Source organism: Qipengyuania sp. HL-TH1 (assembly GCF_036365825.1).
Taxonomy (GTDB): domain Bacteria; phylum Pseudomonadota; class Alphaproteobacteria; order Sphingomonadales; family Sphingomonadaceae; genus Qipengyuania; species Qipengyuania profunda.
Genome location: NZ_CP142675.1, coordinates 1,928,557 through 1,947,791, shown reverse-complemented (window position 1 = coordinate 1,947,791; position 19,235 = coordinate 1,928,557). Strand labels below are relative to the sequence as shown.

The window sequence follows — 19,235 nt, the reverse complement described above, 5'->3', positions numbered from 1 at the left end:
CTCCTACAGTCAAGATGGGTCAAGGGAATACGTAACGGGTGGCCTCTTTACTCAGTTTCAGTAATCATCCGATACATCGATATGATGTTCTGGGGGAGACCTCTGCTTTTTTATACCGAGGCGGAAGTCTTCCGCTCCGCGCCACTGAGGTAAAAATACGTCTTGCGGACTTACGAGCGAACGTCAGCTTTCGGGAGCGCGCGAGAGAGCGCTGCAATGTCCGAGATTAGGGCGCAAAGCTGCCATTGCCGGCGAACCGGCTGGATATGCGCGTATGCCACCCGGCCGTAACCAACCGGTCTGTCTGAGGGATCGCCCATCGCAACGATGACGATAGGCACAGCGTTCATCCGAGTGCTACGATGAACATTAAGTGGAACTGCAAAGATAATGCAGATCGGTCCCATTTCGCGAACGAGACCACCGGGTCAATTAGCGCCGCCGAGCAGCTGTTTGGCGATGAGCGATGATACGTCGTTGGCAGCCTGCATTACTGGCTGGCTCGCGAGATGCGCGTAACGTGCAGTCGTCTGAACTTGCGTATGGCCTAGGAGCTTTCCGATCATCGGCAGGCTCTGACCGTTGCTGACCGCCACTGATGCAAACGTATGCCTGAGGTCATGAATGCGGGCGTTCTTTAACCCGGCTCTACCGCGCACCCGCTGCCAGAACGGCTGGAGATCGGTCAGGTGTGCCCCCTCGTTTCGACCGACGATGACCCATGGATTACCCATCGTACGTTCAATGCTCATGAGCACCGAGACTGCTGCCGTACCAAGATGCACTTCCTTAGCGCCGGTCTTGCTATCTGGGAGGCGCAGACGCCGGCCCTGCAGATCGACATATTCCCAACGAAGGGTCATGATCTCGCCTAGCCGACAGCCGGTGAAGAGAAGCAGGCGAACTGCTGCGATCGCGCTCGGCAACTCCACCCGCTCCTCTTCCATCTCACCGAGCACCCGACCGATCGCCTGTAGCTCCGCAGCGGAGAAATACCGCTCACGCTTCTTTTCCGGATACTTCTTGATGTGTCTACGCGGATTGGTCCCGTCGGGCCGCAGACCCCAAAGCTCGGCAAGATTGAACATCTTCGAGATGATCTCAATGTTGCGGTTCGCCTGGTAGGGGCGATGCCGCCAGTCGTGATGATATTTGGCGATATCGGCGCGGGTCACGTCGATGATGCGCAGATGCCCAATGGCGGGGAGGATGAAGAGCTTCAGGTTCCGGCGATATTCCTTGGCGGTGCTGGGCTTGAGGTGAACCTCGATATGCTCCTCGTCGAACCGCTGCGCCAAATCGCGGACCGTGAGCGCTGTCCTCTTTTCTCGCTTCTGCACCTGCGGGTCGACGTCCTGCCGAATCTGGACGAGAGCCTTGAGGGCAAGACCACGCGCCTGGTCAGGTGTAATTGCGCCAAATCGGCCAAGGCTCATCCTTCGCGAGGTTTTGCCGAAACGGTACTGAAGGACGAATTGCTTGCGGCTGGTTGGGAACACGCGAATGCCGAAACCGGACAGCTCGCTATCCCAGACGAAATAGTCCTTGTCCTTGATCTCGAGCGCCTCGATCTGTCTCTTCGTCAGCTTTGGCAAATTCGCCTCCTGTTACCAGCGGCCGCTACGTGGCTCGATCCGTAAGCAAATAGGAAGCAGGAGGGAGCGAAGCCTAGCGAAACCGTGCGTAGCCACACAGCCGCGAGGCGCTCCAACTGTCAATCTAACACGTTGAAAATAAGTCTATAAAGGTGGATGGGCGTGCTCTGGGGTAGCATCGGAACAGAGCCCTCATAACCTGAAGGTCGTTGGTTCAAATCCAACCCCCGCAACCACCAGTATACAACTAGCCCGCTGCCTCTCCGAGGTGGCGGGTTTGTTGTATCTGGGGTGGACGCGATCCGCGAACGATCGGAGCATCGCCCTTCGGAAAATGTCGGGCGTCGGTAAAGAGCGTAGCTTCTTTAGGGCGCATATGAAGCGTGGCCATGCTCGTCCTGGTGGGTTTCGACCACGCAAGGTGATCGGAACTCGCTAGCGGCGGTTCCCGTTCGTACGGTCCAGGGCGCGCTGCAGGGGCGAATGCATTCGCTTCCCGGTGCGCGATAACGGGCCACGGGATAGCGCTTACTCAGTACCAAGGGATCCACAGTCCGAAGCACCTACATCAGCTCGTAATGTGCCTTAGAGGCCGCGCCGAGGTGTGCGGCCGGACGATCGTGGAAAACGGGCGTAGGTAACCTCGCTTCGGGAAGGGGCAAGTTCGCCCCATTCGGATATCGGCCTAGGTCTGCTGGGCCACAGGCAGGCCGCGACCCGAACCTGCTGGGGCGATCCTACCTGGTGAACCAGCCGCGCAGCTCGTCCAGCCCGCGCTGGACGGTGGCCTCGTTGGCCTTGCCCTTAAGATCGCGTTCGACGCGGCGGGCGAGATTACCAAGATCCTCGTCGCCGAAATAGGCGGCGATGCCGGCCATCACATGCAGCTGCTCGCGCAGCTTCTCGCGCTGTTCGGGAGTGGGGGGCGTGGGGCCGCTCAGTTCGGCCAGCTGGGTGCGCAGCGCGCTGCGGCGCTGTTCGTACATCTGCCGCGCTTCGGCGTCTTCGTCGCTGGGGGGGCTTCCTCCACTGCTGCAGCCGGGTTGGTCACCAGCCATTTTTCGAGACAGGGGCCAAGCCGTTCGATCGAGATCGGTTTCGCAACATGGTCCTGCATGCCCGCCGCCAAGCACAATTCGATATCGTCGGGATAGGCATTGGCCGTAATCGCTAGGATCGGCAGATCACGCTCCGAAACCCCTTCGGCGCGCAGTGTGCGCGTGGCTTCGAGCCCGTCCATGACCGGCATCTGCATGTCCATCAGCACGGCATCGAACGGCCGGCCCTGTTCGCGCGCAGCGCGCACCTGTTCGACCGCCTGCTTGCCGTCCTCGGCAATCTCCACCGCCACGCCAAGACGGCCGAGCATCGCCACCGCCAGTTTGCGATTGATGTCGACGTCTTCCGCCAGCAGGACCCGGCGCCCCGTCAGCGTCTTGCGGAACGAAGCGGCGTCCTGCTTTTGCGCGGGCGCGTCGGGTGCATTGCCTTCGCATTCGACCAGCGGGAGCGAGAGCACGAAGGTCGAGCCTTGCCCCAATTCGCTCGTCGCGGTCAGGCTGCCGCCCATCAGTTCGGTCAGCTGCCGGGCGATGGCAAGACCGAGGCCGGTACCCGCCACACTCGACGCCGAGGCGCCTTCGATCTGGGCGAATTCGTCGAAGACGTGGGACAGCTTGTCCGCCGGAATGCCGACCCCGGTATCGATTACGCGGATGACGATCGAGCCGTCCTCCTCCTGCGCCACGATCCGCACCGATCCCTCATCGGTGAATTTGATGGCATTGCCGATCAGATTGAGGATGATCTGGCGCACGCGCAGCTTGTCGCCGGTCCCGGTGGGCATGCCGGAAGCGATGTCGGCCTCCAGCATGATGCCCTTGGCCTTGGCATTGGGTTCGAACAACCGCACGCTGCTGCGCACTAGATGGCCGAAATCGACCGGTTCGCGCGACAACTGCATCCGGCCCGCCTCGATCTTCGACAGGTCGAGCAATTCGTTGAGCAGGCGCAGCATCGCCTTGCCCGAATCCGAGATCATCCGCGCATATTCGAGATGCTCTTCGGACAGATCGCTTTCCAGCAGCAGGTCGGCAAACCCGATAACCCCGTTCATCGGGGTGCGGATTTCGTGGCTCATATTGGCAAGGAAATGGGTCTTCGCCTTCGCCGCGTCTTCTGCCGCGTCGCGCGATTGCCGCAGACGCTCTTCGATCAGGACGGTTTCGGTGATGTCTTTGAAAACGCCGAATACCGTAACCACTTCGCCGGTCGGCGAGCTTTCGGCATGGCCGATGGTCGCCACATGGCGCAGTTCCCCATTGGGGCGCACGATACGTGCGGTGAACTCGAAATCCTCCCCCTCGTTGAGAGCTTTCTCGACCGCTTCGGTGACCATGGGCCGGTCTTCTTCGTAATAGAAATCGATGCCCTTCTCAAGATCGGGGACGAAGTCATCGGAGACGCCATGGATCCGGAACAGCTGTTCCGACCAGAACAGCGAATCCTCCTGCACATCGATCCGCCAGTGACCGATATTGGCGATCCCTTCCGCCATCTGCAGCAGGCGATTGTTCTCACGCATGCGTGCATTGCGTTCGCTGTCGAGCAGCTTTTCGCGCCGCCGGGCGCCGATGTCGCGGACGATCCCGACGAAATCCTGCAGCTCGTCGGTTTCGGGAACCCGGCGAGACGCAAAATGGGCCTCGAGCCAGACGTAATGACCGTCGCGATGCTTGTGGCGATAGGTCGTCAGCGTGCGGGGAACCGCGCCCTGGAACAGTTTCTCGCTCGCCACCATGGTCGCGGCGCGGTCATCGGGATGGATGCCGTTGATCGGCGACTGGCCGATCATCTCTTCGGGCGGATAGCCGAGCAGTTTTTCGCAGGCCGCGCTGATGTAGCGGCGTACCCGGTCGGGCCCGATCACGACCACCATGTCGGGAAGATCGGCCGCGATCGATTCAAGGTCGGGATGTTCGACCAGGTCGCGCAGGTCCGCGTCTTCGGTAGCGGTCGGCGCGGCGGCGGCGCGGGCATCGCGAATGGCGCTGCGGAACCAGATTGCCAGGGGCACGGCGGCCACGATGGTTCCCAGCACGAAACCCAGCAGAACCATCTCGATGTCCAAATTCATACCTACTCTGTTAACTTTGTTTTGTCCGAATTACCCGGCGGTTATGCAAGCTTGTTTCCCATGGCACAATCCCGTCAAAAATTGGGTCTATCGGGGATTAAGGAAAGAAACGTATAATATCCCCTCCCAAAATATTTGAGAACTTCTTCTGGTAAGGTCTTCTAAACCATCTGGGTGAAGTGGTAGGGCCAGCACATGCAATGGCTGAAGGTACCCCCAGGACTGTCATGGTGAATCGAAAACCCCTTTGTGTTGCCGCGGCGGTGGCGTTGGTAACTACGGCAGCGGCGGGGCAAGTCCCCGCCATTTCCGAAAGTGCTGTAGTCGGCCCGTCGACGGAGGCGGTCACAAGGGTGATCACGCTGAAGGAACGCGGGTTTCCCGATGGCTTCGAGATCGCCGGCCTGTCGGGTTCGCGCGAGATTTATTTCCCCATTCCCGCGGATGCCGGCGCGCAGAACCTGCGTCTCGTGCTGCCCTACCGGACGGATTCCTCCTTCAACAGTCGCCGCGCGCTATCGATCGAAGTGAGCGGGAAGACGCTTTACACGACTGCGCTGCCGGACGGATTTTCCGAAGGGGTGATCGATGTCCCCATCAACGCCTCGCTGATCGAGCAGGGCTTCCTAGCCGCGCGCATCGTCTATTCGGGCGCAATTACCGAAGACCGCTGTGTCGATCAGCGATTGTCGGCTGCATATCTTTCTTTCGCAGGCAGTGGCGGTTTGCGCGCGCAGTTCGACGGAGTCACGGCGCCAGCCTGACGCGGGTGGCCTCCCTCGCAGCGGCGATGCCAACCGCGATCGACGTCGATCTGCCTGCGGGCGCAAGTGCCGCGCAAACCGCGGCCGCGCTAACGCTGATGCTCGGCGGGGCGGATGCACGGCTTGCCGGCAACCGCAGAACCAATCCCGCCTTGGGCGAGGGGTGGCAGGTTTCGCGGGTCATCTTCGCCGATCCTGCCTCACCCGCACTTTCGGTGCAGCGTGAGGCCGGGGAGCCGGTGTTGCAGATCGGCGGTGAGGATCCCGTCGCCAGTGCACGGCTGTTGCGCAGCCGGTGGAATGCGCTCGTCGCTTCGCCTGCTGCTGGGTCGGCACAGCGCAATGCGGGCGCTGCGGCAACCACGCTCACGGTAGGCGATCTGGGCGGCGACACGTCGATCCAGAACGTCGTCGACCGCGGACAGTGGAACGTGGCCATTCCCACCAGCGCGGTGCCTGCCGGGCAGCGCATGACGGGCATGGTGGTCGATGTCGCGGCGGCGGAAGATGGCGGGACCACGCGCCCGGTCATCGCCGTGCTGCTCAACGGCGTACTGCTGGCAAGCGCCGAGGCCGAAGACGATGGCCGTACACGGCTCGATGTGGATTTCCCGCAAGGGCTTACCACGTCGCGCAACAATCTCGAGGTCAGCGTCGCGCGGCAGCCCGCCGGCGGCGACTGCAAGTTTGCGCCGCAAGGCTATCCGGCGCAGCTGCTTCCTTCCAGCCACGTCAAGCTCGATCCCCTAGGGACGGTGTCCGATTTTTCCGATCTTCCCGCGGTCCTCAACGGCGGCTTCACGCTGGTGATGCCGGGCGCGGACGCGCTCGGTCCGGTGGCGTCGCTGCTGGGCCCGCTTGCAAGCGGCGAGGGGGCGGTTACCGTCTCCTATTCGGACATGCCCGAGGTGGGCGCCGTGGTGTATGTCGGCGACCAGGCCCCGGCCGGGACCGATCCGATCGTGCGCTTCGACCAGGGTGCGGTCACGATCGACGGGGAGAACGGGCAGACGCTCCTCGATGCCGAAGCCATTGGCGAACTGACCACGGTCCAGCTGCTCGAACAGGGCGGCCGCACCGTGGTCTGGATCAAGCCGGGCGCGGATTTCGCCGCGCTGGCGACCAGCGCTTCGCCGCCGGTGCTCAGCTATGGCAATGTCGCTTTCCTTGCCGGGGACCAGCTCGACTTCGCATTCCATAATGCGCGCGAGCGGCTGATCGATATCCGCTATCCGGAAGAAAACACCTTCAGCCAGTTCCTGAGCCGTTACCGCCTGTGGCTGATCGGCCTTGGCTGGCTGCTGGTGACGCTGGGCTTCGTCTATCTCCTCCGCCGCGTGATCGTCGCCAACAAAACCAAAGACTGATCGTGGGCAACCTCCTCTCGATCGACAGTTGGACCGGTGATTTCCTCGCCGAACGCAATCTCGTCTCGGCGCGGCAGCTGAACGAGGCGAGCGAGCTGGCTGTGCGGTGGGGGTCCAACCTCGCCGATGTCATGCTGACCAAGAACTGGATCGAGCCGGAGGACTATTACCGCGCACTGGCCGACCGGTTCAGCGTTGAACAGGTCGATCTGGAGAAGGACCCGCTCGATCCCGACCTGCTCGAGGTCGCCGAAGTCGCCAATTACATGCGGGAACTGGCAGTGCCCTGGCGGTGCGAGGACGGGGTGACGACGATCGTCACGTCGCGTCCGGGGCCCGAGCTGATCCTCTATGCCCGCCGCAAATGGGGCGCGAGCGTCAAGATCGGCATCGCCTCGAAGAAGCAGATCCAGCAGGCGGTGCAGAGCGTTTTTTCCGAACGTTTCCTGCATGCCGCGGTATTCGATTTGGCCGAACACGATCCGGTGATGTCGGCGCAGACCGTTTTTACGCCGGTCCAGCTGGTTGTCGGCTGGGCGATGCTGAGCGCGTTTGCATTGGGGCTGGCGCTGGCCCCGATCCCGACGCTGATCGCGCTCAACCTCGTGATGACGCTGTTCTACCTCGGCAATTTCCTGTTCAAGGCGGTGCTGATCTGGGCGGGCGGCAAGCACCAGCACGCCAGCGAGCGGCAGATGGATGCCGCGGTCGGCCTGCTGCGCGACGAGGACCTGCCCGTCTATACCGTGCTGGTGCCGATGTTTCGCGAGCCCGACGTGCTGCCGATCCTCGCCAATGCCTTGCGCGAACTCGATTATCCGACCAGCCGGCTCGACATCAAGATCGTGCTGGAGGAAGGCGACCAGCTGACCATCGATGCCGCCACCGCGCTGGGGCTGGAGGATATTTTCGAGATCATCCTGGTCCCGCCCGCGCAGCCGCAGACCAAGCCCAAGGCGTGCAATTATGCGCTGCAATTCGCGCGCGGCGATTTCCTCGTGATCTACGATGCCGAGGACAAGCCCGAACCCGACCAGCTCAAGAAGGTGGTGGTGACCTTCGACCGCTCGCCCGCCAATGTCGCCTGCGTCCAGTGCCGGTTGAATTACTTCAACCGCGAGGAGAACTGGCTGACGCGCCTGTTCACGCTCGACTATTCGCTGTGGTTCGACCTGATGCTTCCCGGGCTGGAGAAGCTCAAGGTGCCGATCCCGCTGGGGGGCACGTCGAACCATTTTCGCATGGACGTGCTGCGCGAACTGCGCGCATGGGACCCGTTCAACGTCACCGAGGATGCCGATCTGGGCATTCGTCTGACGCAGAAGGGCTATGAAGTCCGGCTGGTTGCCTCGACGACCTTCGAGGAAGCCAATGTCTCGCAGTTGAACTGGATCCGGCAGCGGTCGCGCTGGATCAAGGGCTATATGCAGACCATGCTGGTCCATACGCGGCGCCCGATCCATCTGGTGAGAAGCATCGGTGTGCTCGGGCTATTGGGCTTCATCTTCTTCATCGGCGGCACCATGCTGTCGGGCCTGCTGAATCCGGTGTTCTGGGCGATATTCGTGCTCTGGCTGCTGACCGAGACCGGCATCTTCGATCCGCTGTTCCCGCCTGTCCTGCTGTATCTATCCGTGTTCAACCTGCTGGCGGGGAACGGCTTGTTCATCTTCGTGATGATGCTGGCGCCTTTCCGGCGCAACTGGTTATCGCTGGTACCCTACAGCGTGACCGTGTTCTGGTATTGGGTGCTGATGTCGATCGCCGCGTGGAAAGGCGCGTGGCAGCTGATCACCAAGCCGTTCTACTGGGAAAAGACCGAACACGGGCTGTCGAAACACACCGCCGCCGAAGTCAGCAAGGCGCAGGCGAGCCAGACCGCGGGATGACGGCGCGCAGGATCACCAGCTATGCCATGCCGATCGTATTGGGCATCGCGCTGGTCGCGCTGGCCTTCATCCTCCATGCGCGCGGCTATGTGTCGGCCAGCAATCTCGACCTGCACGGACGGACGCTGCTGAGCCTCGAGGGGCTGATCCGGTTCGAGGATATCGTCACTGCCTTTCCGCCGCTGCCCTATATTACCGGGATCGGGCTCAACCACTTCGTGCCTGTCTCCGGGACTGCCGGGCTGGCGGTGTTGAGCGCGGTGCTAGCCGCGGCGCTCGTGCTGGCATGGTTCTGGGCATTCCGGGCCAACGGATTGTCGCTGTGGGAAGCCTCCGCCGCCAGTGCGGTGCTGGCTCTCAATCCGGTGTTCCTGCGCGGCGCGACCGAAGGGATCGGGTTCATTCTCGTCCACTGGGGGCTGTGGCTCACCGCTCTGGGGATGTTTAGCCTGCGCCGGGGCGAACGGGTCAACGATCTGATGCTGGTCTCGCTCGGCCTGTGCCTGATGGCTTTCGCGCATCCGTTCGGGATGGTGCTGGTATTCGCCAGCCTGCCGTTCCTGGCGCTGGTCATCCCGATCGACCGGCTGCGCATTGCTCCGGTAGCGATGTATCTGACGCTGCTGTTCCCGGTGCTCTTCTCGATCGCTTCGTTCATCTATGTGAACTGGGTTTTCGCCGACCAGACATTCGACTTCATCGGTGCGGTCAGCCGGGAATCTGCCGGGCTGGGCGCCGACCCCACCGGCCGCGTGCCGGTGGCCGACTGGCGCAATATCAGCCTCGCGCTGGTTAGCCTGTTCGCCGTATGCCCGATCGCGATCGGCTTTTTCTTCGCCGCGCGCGGGATGGCGCCGCTGCGCTATGCAGTGCTGGCGCTGTTCCTGACGGTGCTGGCGGCGATGCTGCTGGCGCTGTCCTTCGGTCTGTTTCCTTCGGCCGCGCTGGCAGCCAGTTTCGGTGTCACCGCAGCCGCCGCCTGTGTCGCGCGCTGGCCGATCGCGCGGCTCAAGCGGGTGGAGCTGCTGCTGCTTGCCGCCGGCGCGATTGGCGGGGCCTTGCTCGTCAGCGTCGACACTGCGCCCGAGACCCAGCGCTGGAAGGCGGCGCTGGCCAACCGCCCGGTGGCAGTCAGCGATCCCGAACTTGCAGGTGTTGCACGCGCGCTGTCGGGCCGCGAGGACGTGCTGTTCGATGCCGAGGCGGCACCTGCGGTGATTGCGCTGCGCGAGGATGCCGCCGGCGTCTGGTCCAGCGGGACGCAGCAATTCCGCACCGCCTCGATCCGGGGGCGAACCGATGCCAGCACGCTGGTCGTCCGCAATCGCGAATCCGATTACGGGAGTGACCGGGTTGGTCGCATCTTCCCGACCCTGTACGAGAAAGGCCTGCCCGGTTACCGGTTGCACTATGACGGGGCGCGATGGCGGGTGTATGAATTGAGCAGCGAGGCCCCACGATGACCGAAGGCAGCCAGTCCCGCATCCTCGTGGTCGACGATGTCCGCGAAAGCGCGCTGATCACCCGCGCGCTGCTGGCGCGCGGCAATTTCGACCGGATCGATATTGCCAGCGGCGGGCTTGAAGCACTCAGGATGTGCGGGATTACCCCCGATGGCGAGGCCGATAGCACCGCCGAACACCCGTACCAGCTCGTTGTCCTCGACATCATGATGCCCGATATCGACGGGCTGGAAGTCTGCGCGCGGATGCGGTTGGCCAAGGGCACGCGCGACCTGCCGATCCTGATGCTCACTGCGACCAACGACACTGAAACGCTCAACCAGGCGTTCATGGCGGGCGCCGACGACTTCCTGACCAAACCGATCGACGAGATGCGGCTGCTTGCACGTATCCGGAACCTGCTGCGGATGCGCCGCGAACAGGAGCGGCGTGCGCTGCGCGAGGAAGATTTGCGGGTCCAGAACGCCGCGCTGCGGCAGGGCCAGCTGACGCTCAGCCTGATCGATCCGACCACCAATCTGCTCAAGGACCGGGTGCTCGAACTGGTCATTTCGGATTGCCGCGCGCGCGGCCGACCCGCTGCGCTGAGCCTGGTCCGGATTATCGACTATGGGGCCTATGTCGCGGCGCATGGTCAGGACAAGGGCGAAGCATTGCTGGCGCAGGTGGCCGACATGTTGCAGGCGATCCCCGCGCCGCTGGCGGTCTATCTGACTGCCTATGGGCCGGGATCGTTCATGCTGATCCATCCCGGCGCACCCTCGGCAAGCGAGCTCGAAGACTGGAACGCGCGGGCTGCCGAAGCGGTCGAGATGGCTGCGATCAACCACGGGAATTCGATCCAGGCCGAGCATGTAACGCTCTGGACCCGGACCGTATGGGCCGAACCTTCCGGTCTGGCGGCGGCTGCGGATACGATCATCGACCGGACCAAACAGGAATTGCTGGAGCGACAATGATGGGAAAACTCTACGGCATCCCAATTGCCCTCGCCAGTCTGCTGGCGGCCCCCCAGGCACATGCGCAGACGCTGACCGCAACCGAGGCGGGTGACGGTTCGAACAAGGGCCAGGCCATTGCGACGTTCTATTATTCCAAAAGCACGCGCGGCTTCGACGCCGATGGCGACAGCATCGACATTGCCGATTACGAGAAGGTCGAGCTGTACCTGCTGGCCGAATATGAGGTCGCTCCCCAACTCACGCTGATCTTCAAGCCGAGCTTCCGCAATGTCTCGGTCGAAGGCGGCGATGACGACAGCGGGCTGGGCTATACCGATATCGGCGGCCGCTATCGTTTTGCCGAGAATACCGACGGCTGGCTGGCTGTCGAAGCGACCGCGCGGATCCCCGGCGTATCGCGCGACGACAATCTGGCACAGGTCGGCAGCACCGATGCCGAATACGATTTCCGCCTGCGCGGCTTTCACAACCTGTCCTTCGGCGCGGACAGCGGCTTTATCGACGGCCAGGCGAGCTATCGCCTGCGCGATGGCGATCCGCCCAATGAGTTCCATGCCGACGTGACGCTGGGTTATCGCCCCGATCCCGATTTCCTGCTGATGGTGCAATCTCTCAATACGATCAGCGATGGTGCGGGGCAGGGGATCTTCGACGAATATCGCTATCACAACATGCAGGTCAGCGGGGTGCTCACCGTCTCGCAATCGGTCTCGCTGCAGGCTGGCCTCGTCGGCACGATCGCGGGCGAGAACGCCCTGCGCGAGCGCGGCTTTTTCGGAGGCCTCTGGGTCTCGTTCTGAGGTTAGCGCAGGCCGAGCAGGCTTTGCGCGGGCTTGTTCTGGATCGTGAAATCGGTGTCCTTGGGGCCGCCGCCCTGCGGGTCGCTGAGCCATCGCCACACCAGCGCGGTATCGATCCCGCCCTGCCGCGCCGCATCGAGCCAGAGGCGCAGGACCTGCTCCTGCAGCGCCGGATCGGGCGGCGCATCGCGCTCCTCGGCGCTTTCCCACGGCTTGTAGGTCGCATCGGCGGCGGAGCGGATGCCGATCTCGCCCAGCCAGGCGGGCTTCGCATGACGATCCGCCAGAGTTCTCAATGCGCGGACCTCATCGCCGATCGCGCGGCGCCATGACGCCCTGTCGGTCGGCGCGCCCAGCGGCGGGTAGGAGGACATGGTCACGATATCGAGCAGGTTCCAGAAACCCACCTGCTGCGCCTCGGCGGAATTGTGCGCGACATAAGTCAGTCGGCCCGGGAACACCTCGCGCGCCCGCGCGATCAGCCGCGCCCATTCGGGCCGCGCGCTCGTCTGCAACAATTCGGTCCCGACGCTCAATACATCCGCCCCCGCTTCGGCGGCGGTTTCGGCGCAATCGACCAGTGCGCTTTCATAGGCGTCGAACCAGCTGTGCCAGTCGCTCTCGCTGGAGAACACCACGCTGCCCGCCCAGCGTTCGGGCACCCAGACATGCGGTTTGACCAGCACATCGAGCCCGACCCGCGCGGCCTCCTCAATGCCGCGGAACAGCCGCTCGCGCGGGAGCGCGCTGCCCCGGACCAGCGCCGGGTCGCTCGCGCCCGGTTGCCAGAAGAACGGCACCAGAGCGACCGTGGTGGCGCCCGCCGCAGCCAGATTGGCAAAGCTTTTGCGGGCCTGCGCGCTGCCGAACGGCGCGGCTGGGTCCTCGATCAGGTTAACGCCGATCTGCATGATCCGCGCTTTCGCGGCGAGCGGCGTCGCAAGCAAGCCCGGTAGTGCGGCCGCCATGGCCAGCACCTGTCTTCGATCCGGTCGCATTCCTCGCATAGGGGCACCTTGAAGCCGTCCGCCTGAACCCAGCCCATACGCACCGGGCCCGGCAAGCGAAACCGCCTCGCTGCCGCCGCACCTTCAGCCGCGCGCGAGCCCCGCTTTCTCGACATGCGTCGCCACCGGCTGGTCCTGGTCCTTGCGCTCGGAATAGCGGTCGACCAGTTGCTTCGCATGGGGGCGAAGCAGCACGGTGAAGCGGACCAGTTCCTCCATCACGTCGACGATACGGTCGTAATAGCTCGAAGGCTTCATCCGCCCGTTCTCGTCGAATTCCAGATAGGCCTTGGCGATCGACGACTGGTTGGGGATCGTCACCATCCGCATCCACCGGCCCAGCACGCGCAAGGTGTTGATCGTGTTGAAGCTCTGCGATCCGGCGGAAACCTGCATCACCGCCAGCGTACGGCCCTGGGTCGGACGGCGGCCCCCGATGGCCAGCGGTAAATGGTCGATCTGCGCCTTCAGGATACCGGTCACCTGCCCGTGGCGTTCGGGGCTGCACCACACCTGCCCTTCGGACCACAGCGACAGTTCGCGCAGTTCATGCACCGCCGGGTGATCGTCACCTTCGACCTGGTCGGGCAGCGGCAGGTCGGACGGGTCGAAAATGCGCGTTTCGCAGCCGAACCATTGGAGCAGCCGTGCCGCCTCCTCCACCGCGAGCCGCGAAAAGGAGCGTTCGCGCAGCGATCCGTAAAGCAGCAGGATCCGCGGCGGCGGCTCGATCGTGCCAAGCCCCAGCGCGGGATTACGATGCGCGAATTCGGTACGCAGCGCAGGCAGGTGATCGGGATCGGGGAGGGTGCGGATGCGGGACATGCAGGCTCGTTCGATCAGGCTGCAGGGAAGCGGCCGCGCGTACGGTTGGCGAAGGCCACCAGCGACAGCATGACGGGGACCTCGACCAGCACGCCGACCACGGTGGCCAGCGCGGCTCCGCTGGTCAGGCCGAACAGGCCGATCGCGACCGCCACGGCCAGTTCGAAGAAGTTGGACGTGCCGATCAGCGCGCAGGGCGCAGCGATGTCATGCGGGACCTTCCACGCCTTGGCTGCCGCATAGGCGAGTGCGAAAATGCCATAGGACTGGATGATGATCGGAATGGCGATCAGCGCGATCAGCAGCGGGTTGGAGACGATGGTTTCGGCCTGGAAGGCGAACAGCAGCACCACCGTCGCCAGCAGCCCCACGATCGACCATGGCTTGAGCCGCGCGGTGAAGGCATCGACCGCCGCAGTGTCGCCGCCATGGCTAGCTATCACCCGGCGCCGGGTCAGCGCGCCCGCGGCGAGCGGGATCACGACATAGAGGGCGACCGAGAGCAGCAGCGTTTCCCACGGCACGACGATGTCGGTGACGCCCAGCAGCAGCGCCACGATGGGCGCGAAGGCGACGATCATCACCAGGTCGTTCACCGATACCTGCACCAGCGTATAGGCGGGATCGCCCTTGGTCAGCTGCGACCACACGAACACCATCGCCGTGCAGGGCGCGGCGCCGAGGATGATCAGCCCGGCGATATACTGGTCGGCATCGCCTTCGCTCATCAGCCCGGCATAGAGATAATCGAAAAACAATAGCGCCAGCGCGGCCATGGTGAAGGGTTTGACCAGCCAGTTCACCACCAGCGTGATCACCAGCCCCTTGGGCTTGCGCCCGATATCCTTCACGCTGGCGAAATCGACGCCCACCATCATCGGATAGATCATCGCCCAGATCAGCACTGCGACGACCAGATTGACCGAGGCATATTCGAAGCCGGCAAGCGCGCCGGCCACGCCAGGTGCGACCAGCCCGAGCGCAAGGCCCGCTAAGATGGCAAGCGCCACCCAGAGCGACAGATACCGTTCGAACGTGCCGAGCGGCGAGGCCGCCGGGGGGGCGGGCGTGGCGATGGTTTGGGTCATTCGGCGGCACGCGCCCTGGCGCTGGCGCCTGCTTCGCGGCCGATGGTGGCGAGCTTGCCCTTCATCGCCAGCTCGTCGAGCCCGGCGTGGGGCAGCATCAGGAACAGTTCGATCCGCCGCTTGAGATAGCTCAGCGCATCGACGAAGGCCGCGCGCTGGCCGTCGCCCTCGACCGCCGCGGGGTCTTCGACACCCCAATGCGCGGTGAGCGGCTTGCCCGGCCAGACGGGGCAGCTTTCGCCCGCGGCATTGTCGCATACGGTGAAGATGAAATCGAACTCGGGCGCATCGGGTCCGGTAAAGACGGCCCAGTTCTTCGAATACAGGTCCGCGGTCGGATAACCGAAGCTGTCCAGCACCTCGATCGTCATCGGATGTACCGCGCCCTTGGGATCGCTCCCGGCGCTGAAGGCGCGAAAGCGTCCTTCGCCAAGCTTGTTCAGCAGTGCTTCGCCAAGCACCGAGCGGGCCGAATTGCCGGTGCAGAGAAACAGCACGTTGTAGGGTTCGCGCATGGGGGTGCCTTCTTTGGGGGCGGGGGTGGTGCAATCTTCTCCGCCGCAGCAATTCTCCAGGAGAAAGCCGACGAGCGCGTTCATGGCCGAATAGTCGGCGCTGTAGATGAGTGAGCGCCCCTCGCGGCGCTGCCCGATCAACCCGGCGCGCGACAGATGCGCGAGGTGAAACGAGAGCGATGAATTGGGAATCTCGAGCGCTTCGGCGATTGCGCCAGCGGGCATGCCATCCTCACCCGCCTGCACGAGCAAGCGAAACAGCGCGAGGCGGTGTTCTTGCGCCAGCGCACCCAGCGCCTCGACCGCTGCCGGAGAACTCATTTCCATGAGTGTCGAAATATAGGCCGCCCTGGACGACGTCAAGGCATGCTTCGATTACTCTCGAAATAACCGCCGGGAGCGGTCGGGCTCAGGGAAGCTGTTCGGCCAGCTTCCGGAGAGTCTGTGCGGCTATGTCCAGCGTCTGCAGCTTGGTCATGAAGCGCGCCACCACTGCCGGGTCCTCGGCGAGGTCGTCGGCGAGCGCTTCCATGGCGGCGGCCGTATGCGCCACATCCTCGCGGCTGAGCTCGGCAGAGAACAGCGGGGCGGCGACCTTGGCCACCGGCGCGGCGACCAGTTCGGCCTTGGCGGTCTGCACCGCTACGTCGACTTCCGATTGCGTCCGGCGCCCCGAGGGGAGCCACAGCCCGACATCGGCACGGTGGCGGAACTTGATCCCCGCCTTCCCGGGCTTGATCCAGACCACCACGGCCTCGAGCGAGATATCGCCGCGGTGCAACAGGCATTGCGTATCGGGCTGCGGCAGAACCTGGCCCTCGACCAGCGCGCCCCCGGGTGACATGTTGCGGACCTTCACAGTCTCGCGCGAATTGCCGGTAACCAGCGCCGCCATGACGAACATATTGGTCCGCGGCTCCGTGCGTGCACAGCCGATGAAGTCTTTCTGGGGTTCGTATGCTGCTGATAACATGTCGATTTCCTGCGGGAACCTTGGCTGATTCCCCCGCAAGATTGCCTGTCGAGCGCTATACGTAAAAATACTAGGTCCGCTCGCTTTGGCGCGGCGCCTGCGCCCGGTGTGCGGAACGCAAAACGAGAAGGGCCCGCCGCTCTTGCGAGCGACGGGCCCTCTTCCCGTTAAGTGGGTTCGGGAAGATTAACGGAGCAGCGAAAGCACGTTCTGCTGGCTCTGGTTGGCCTGTGCGAGCATCGCGCTCGAAGCCTGGCTCAGGATCTGCGACTTGGCGAGCGCGGTCGTTTCGGCCGAATAGTCGGTGTCTTCGATCCGCGAACGTGCGTCGGACAGGTTCGTGATGTTGTTGTTGAGGTTGGTCACAGCCGATTCCAGCTGGTTCTGCGACGCACCGAGGCCGGCGCGAACGGTCGAGACCGTCTTGATGGCGGTGTCGAACAGGGCGATATCGCCAGCCGCGAGGGCTTCGACGTCGACGGCTGCCGCAGCGGCCAGATCGGCATCGGTGGTGAGGTTGGCCGACAGATCGATGTCGATCGCATCGGCTTCGTTCGCGCCGGCCTGGACCGTCACGACACCGGCAGTACCAGCCGAAGCGTCGAACAGCTTCTGGCCGTTGAATTCGGAGTTCGCCAGAACGCTCGTGATCTGCGTGTTCAGCGCGGTCATTTCCGAAGCGAGGTTGGCGAGGTCGTCGGCCGAATAGGTGTTGTTCGACGCCTGGACCGTCAGTTCGCGCTGGCGCTGCAGCATGTTGGTGACTTCGCTCAGCGCGCCTTCTGCGGTCTGCGCCATCGAGATGCCGTCATTGGCGTTGCGGATGCCCTGGTTCATGCCGCGCACCTGCGAGGTCATGCTGGTGGTGATGGCGAGGCCGGCCGCGTCGTCCTTGGCGGAGTTGATGCGCTTGCCGGTCGACAGGCGTTCCATGGCGGTTCCGAGGGCTTTGCCCGCGGCATTCGAAGCATTGGCGGCCTTGAGTGCGCCGATATTGGTGTTGATGACGTTCATGACAATGTTCCCTTTGGTCTACGGTCACTGCCCCCGGTCAGGATGTGGCAGTCGCAAACCAGACCGGCAGGAACTTTCCGGAATTAAGGGTGTTGTCCAAATTACCGGGGTTTCGAGTTAACTATCCTCGTAAATCTACCAGCCCTAAAATTAGCCAATCTTTTGACGTCCGTGCCGCATTTCGGGGTCTGTCGCTAAGACATGCCAAGTGGGGGCACAAATGGACGGGATTACGAAAACCACGGGCTTTATGCGCGTGCATGGGACGATCGAGGCACGAATGGCGGGCATTGCGTCCTCGCTATTCATGGACCGACCGGTCACTCTGGCGGATGCGAGCGATCTCGCGGCCAGCCGCGATGCCCGCACGATCACCGTGGCGCGCGGCGAAACGCCCGCGATCGAACTGGCCGGTACCGGCGGCTCGCTCACCTATACCGACCCGATCGCCGAAAGCAGTATCGCTGCGCTGGTCGCGATGACCTATGCCGGGCAGGGCCCGGTCGCGGCCGATCCGGCGTCGCTGTCGATCATCGCGCTGGCCGACCGGCTGGCGCGGACCGACATTCCGGTGCTGATCAACGGACCCACGGGTACGGGCAAGGAAGTGCTCTCCACTTTCATTCACCGGCGCAGCACGCGCGCCGACCAGCCGTTCATCGCGGTCAATTGCGCGGCGATCCCGGAAACCATGCTCGAGGCGATGCTGTTCGGGCACGAGAAGGGCTCGTTCACCGGCGCCAATGCGGCGGGCGAAGGCTTCTTCCGCGCGGCCGATGGCGGCACGTTGCTGCTCGACGAAATCGCCGAAATGCCGCTTTCGCTCCAGGCGAAGCTGCTGCGGGCGTTGCAGGAAGGCGAAGTGGTGCCGATCGGCGCGACCCGCCCGATCAAGGTCGATGTGCGCATCATCGCCTGTGCCAACCGCGATCTTCCGCATGAAGTGGCCGAGGGTCGATTCCGCGCCGACCTTTACTACCGCCTCAACGTCTTCCCCATCGAGATGCCGCCGCTGCGCGAACGCCGCGCCGATATTGCACCGCTGGCTTTCGCCATGCTGCTGCGCCACGTCGCCAAGGGTGACCGCGTGCCGTGGATCGGCGATGCCGCGATCGCCACGCTGGCCCAGTATCCGTGGCCGGGCAATGTGCGCGAACTCGAAAACGTCATGCGCCGGGCCTTGCTGCTCTCGCAGGGCGAAAGCGAGATCGGTCCCGAACATATCGTCTTCGACATGACCGCCCGGGCGGTCGACAAACCGGCCGAAGCGCAGCCCGTGGCCGCAGCCGAGGGTCCGGCGAAGCTGTCGAAGATCGTCCAGATCTCCGAAGCCCGCGCGATCATGGAAGCGCTCGATTCAGTCGGTGGCCACCGCGCCAATGCCGCGCGGGCGCTGGGCATCAGCGAACGCACGCTGCGGTATCGCCTGGCCTCGTTCCGTGAAGCCGGTATCGCCGTGGGAGCAGGCCGATGAACCCCGTAGGCGGCGTAGGCGGCGGCGGATCGATCGAACAGATCATCGCGCTGCGCCAGCAGATCATTGACCGTTCCAAGGTCCTCCAGGACCTGCACCAGCCGCAACCCGCGGCCCCGACCGAGGGGCCGACTTCGGCGCCGAGCTTCGGCGATACGCTTCGCACCGCGCTCGACAATGTGAACGCGGTCCAGAGCAGAATCCGGCCGCGTGACCGCGGCCTACGAACGCGGCGAGGAAACCGATATCGCCAAGGTGATGCTCGCCCGGCAGGAAGCCGGGGTCGCCTTCGAAGCCACGCTCCAGGTCCGCAACAAGCTGCTTGCTGCGTATCAGGAAACCATGCGGATGGGGGTCTAACCG

Annotated in this window: 16 protein-coding genes and 2 pseudogenes; 8 read left to right on the top strand and 10 right to left on the bottom strand. The window is 63.7% G+C overall.

The genetic code is table 11. The features are described 5' to 3' along the window. Positions 1-428 precede the first annotated feature (428 nt). From VWN43_RS10245 to VWN43_RS10235, 3 genes are all read right to left on the bottom strand, one after another. Complete coding sequence (locus VWN43_RS10245) at positions 429-1,595, bottom strand: tyrosine-type recombinase/integrase (RefSeq protein ID WP_320181822.1); 1,167 nt, start codon at positions 1,593-1,595, stop codon at positions 429-431. A gap of 737 nt (positions 1,596-2,332) precedes the next feature. Then, on the bottom strand, positions 2,333-2,581 hold the full coding sequence (locus tag VWN43_RS10240) for an Hpt domain-containing protein (RefSeq protein ID WP_320181823.1): 249 nt from the start codon (positions 2,579-2,581) through the stop codon (positions 2,333-2,335). Then, positions 2,533-4,731, bottom strand: coding sequence for an ATP-binding protein (locus tag VWN43_RS10235; protein WP_320181824.1), 2,199 nt, complete (start codon positions 4,729-4,731; stop codon positions 2,533-2,535). Before VWN43_RS10235 ends, VWN43_RS10240 begins: the two co-directional genes overlap by 49 nt. Before the next feature lie 353 nt (positions 4,732-5,084). Here VWN43_RS10235 and VWN43_RS10230 point away from each other — a divergent pair, with 353 nt between their 5' ends. Genes VWN43_RS10230 through VWN43_RS10205 form a run of 6 tightly spaced genes read left to right on the top strand, consistent with a single transcriptional unit; the run spans position 5,085 to position 11,976 of the window. After that, positions 5,085-5,495, top strand: a complete 411-nt coding sequence (locus VWN43_RS10230) for a cellulose biosynthesis cyclic di-GMP-binding regulatory protein BcsB (protein ID WP_330767274.1) — start codon at positions 5,085-5,087, stop codon at positions 5,493-5,495. A 26-nt stretch (positions 5,496-5,521) separates the two neighbouring features. After that, positions 5,522-6,862 (top strand): cellulose biosynthesis cyclic di-GMP-binding regulatory protein BcsB, encoded by a 1,341-nt coding sequence (locus VWN43_RS10225; protein WP_330767273.1) that lies wholly within the window; start codon positions 5,522-5,524, stop codon positions 6,860-6,862. A gap of 2 nt (positions 6,863-6,864) precedes the next feature. Continuing rightward, positions 6,865-8,751 (top strand): glycosyltransferase family 2 protein, encoded by a 1,887-nt coding sequence (locus VWN43_RS10220; RefSeq protein ID WP_320181826.1) that lies wholly within the window; start codon positions 6,865-6,867, stop codon positions 8,749-8,751. Then, the gene (locus tag VWN43_RS10215; RefSeq protein ID WP_320181827.1) at positions 8,748-10,214 is read left to right on the top strand and encodes a hypothetical protein; all 1,467 of its coding nucleotides are present in this window, start codon (positions 8,748-8,750) and stop codon (positions 10,212-10,214) included. The genes VWN43_RS10220 and VWN43_RS10215 overlap by 4 nt, the downstream gene beginning before the upstream one ends. Next, entirely contained in the window at positions 10,211-11,173 is a 963-nt protein-coding gene (locus tag VWN43_RS10210) for a response regulator (protein WP_320181828.1), read from the top strand. The genes VWN43_RS10215 and VWN43_RS10210 overlap by 4 nt, the downstream gene beginning before the upstream one ends. Beyond that, positions 11,170-11,976 carry a transporter gene (locus tag VWN43_RS10205; protein WP_320181829.1) on the top strand — a complete coding sequence of 269 codons (807 nt, stop codon included), beginning with the start codon at positions 11,170-11,172 and terminating at the stop codon, positions 11,974-11,976. The genes VWN43_RS10210 and VWN43_RS10205 overlap by 4 nt, the downstream gene beginning before the upstream one ends. A 2-nt stretch (positions 11,977-11,978) precedes the next feature. On the opposite strand, the gene VWN43_RS10200 is transcribed toward VWN43_RS10205, so the two are convergent. The 7 genes and pseudogenes from VWN43_RS10200 to VWN43_RS10170 all read right to left on the bottom strand — a co-directional run bounded on the left by VWN43_RS10200 (position 11,979) and on the right by VWN43_RS10170 (position 17,398). Continuing rightward, positions 11,979-12,944 (bottom strand): glycoside hydrolase family 113, encoded by a 966-nt coding sequence (locus VWN43_RS10200; RefSeq protein WP_320181830.1) that lies wholly within the window; start codon positions 12,942-12,944, stop codon positions 11,979-11,981. A gap of 123 nt (positions 12,945-13,067) precedes the next feature. Then, complete coding sequence (arsH, locus tag VWN43_RS10195; protein WP_320181831.1) at positions 13,068-13,808, bottom strand: arsenical resistance protein ArsH; 741 nt, start codon at positions 13,806-13,808, stop codon at positions 13,068-13,070. Positions 13,809-13,822: 14 nt separating this feature from the next. Further along, entirely contained in the window at positions 13,823-14,896 is a 1,074-nt protein-coding gene (arsB, locus tag VWN43_RS10190) for an ACR3 family arsenite efflux transporter (protein WP_330767270.1), read from the bottom strand. Further along, the gene (locus tag VWN43_RS10185) at positions 14,893-15,411 is read right to left on the bottom strand and encodes an arsenate reductase ArsC (RefSeq protein WP_320182090.1); all 519 of its coding nucleotides are present in this window, start codon (positions 15,409-15,411) and stop codon (positions 14,893-14,895) included. Before VWN43_RS10185 ends, arsB begins: the two co-directional genes overlap by 4 nt. 30 nt (positions 15,412-15,441) lie before the next feature. Continuing rightward, a pseudogene (locus VWN43_RS10180) lies at positions 15,442-15,732 on the bottom strand (ArsR/SmtB family transcription factor); the annotation flags it as partial. 88 nt (positions 15,733-15,820) lie between these two features. Further along, positions 15,821-16,384 carry a PilZ domain-containing protein gene (locus VWN43_RS10175; protein ID WP_320181833.1) on the bottom strand — a complete coding sequence of 188 codons (564 nt, stop codon included), beginning with the start codon at positions 16,382-16,384 and terminating at the stop codon, positions 15,821-15,823. 186 nt (positions 16,385-16,570) lie between these two features. Beyond that, positions 16,571-17,398 (bottom strand): flagellin N-terminal helical domain-containing protein, encoded by an 828-nt coding sequence (locus VWN43_RS10170; RefSeq protein ID WP_320181834.1) that lies wholly within the window; start codon positions 17,396-17,398, stop codon positions 16,571-16,573. A gap of 220 nt (positions 17,399-17,618) precedes the next feature. Here VWN43_RS10170 and VWN43_RS10165 point away from each other — a divergent pair, with 220 nt between their 5' ends. Both VWN43_RS10165 and fliE read left to right on the top strand, forming a co-directional pair. After that, complete coding sequence (locus VWN43_RS10165; protein WP_320181835.1) at positions 17,619-18,872, top strand: sigma-54 interaction domain-containing protein; 1,254 nt, start codon at positions 17,619-17,621, stop codon at positions 18,870-18,872. After that, positions 18,869-19,232, top strand: a pseudogene (gene fliE, locus VWN43_RS16385) (flagellar hook-basal body complex protein FliE). Before VWN43_RS10165 ends, fliE begins: the two are co-directional and overlap by 4 nt. Positions 19,233-19,235: the final 3 nt, after the last annotated feature.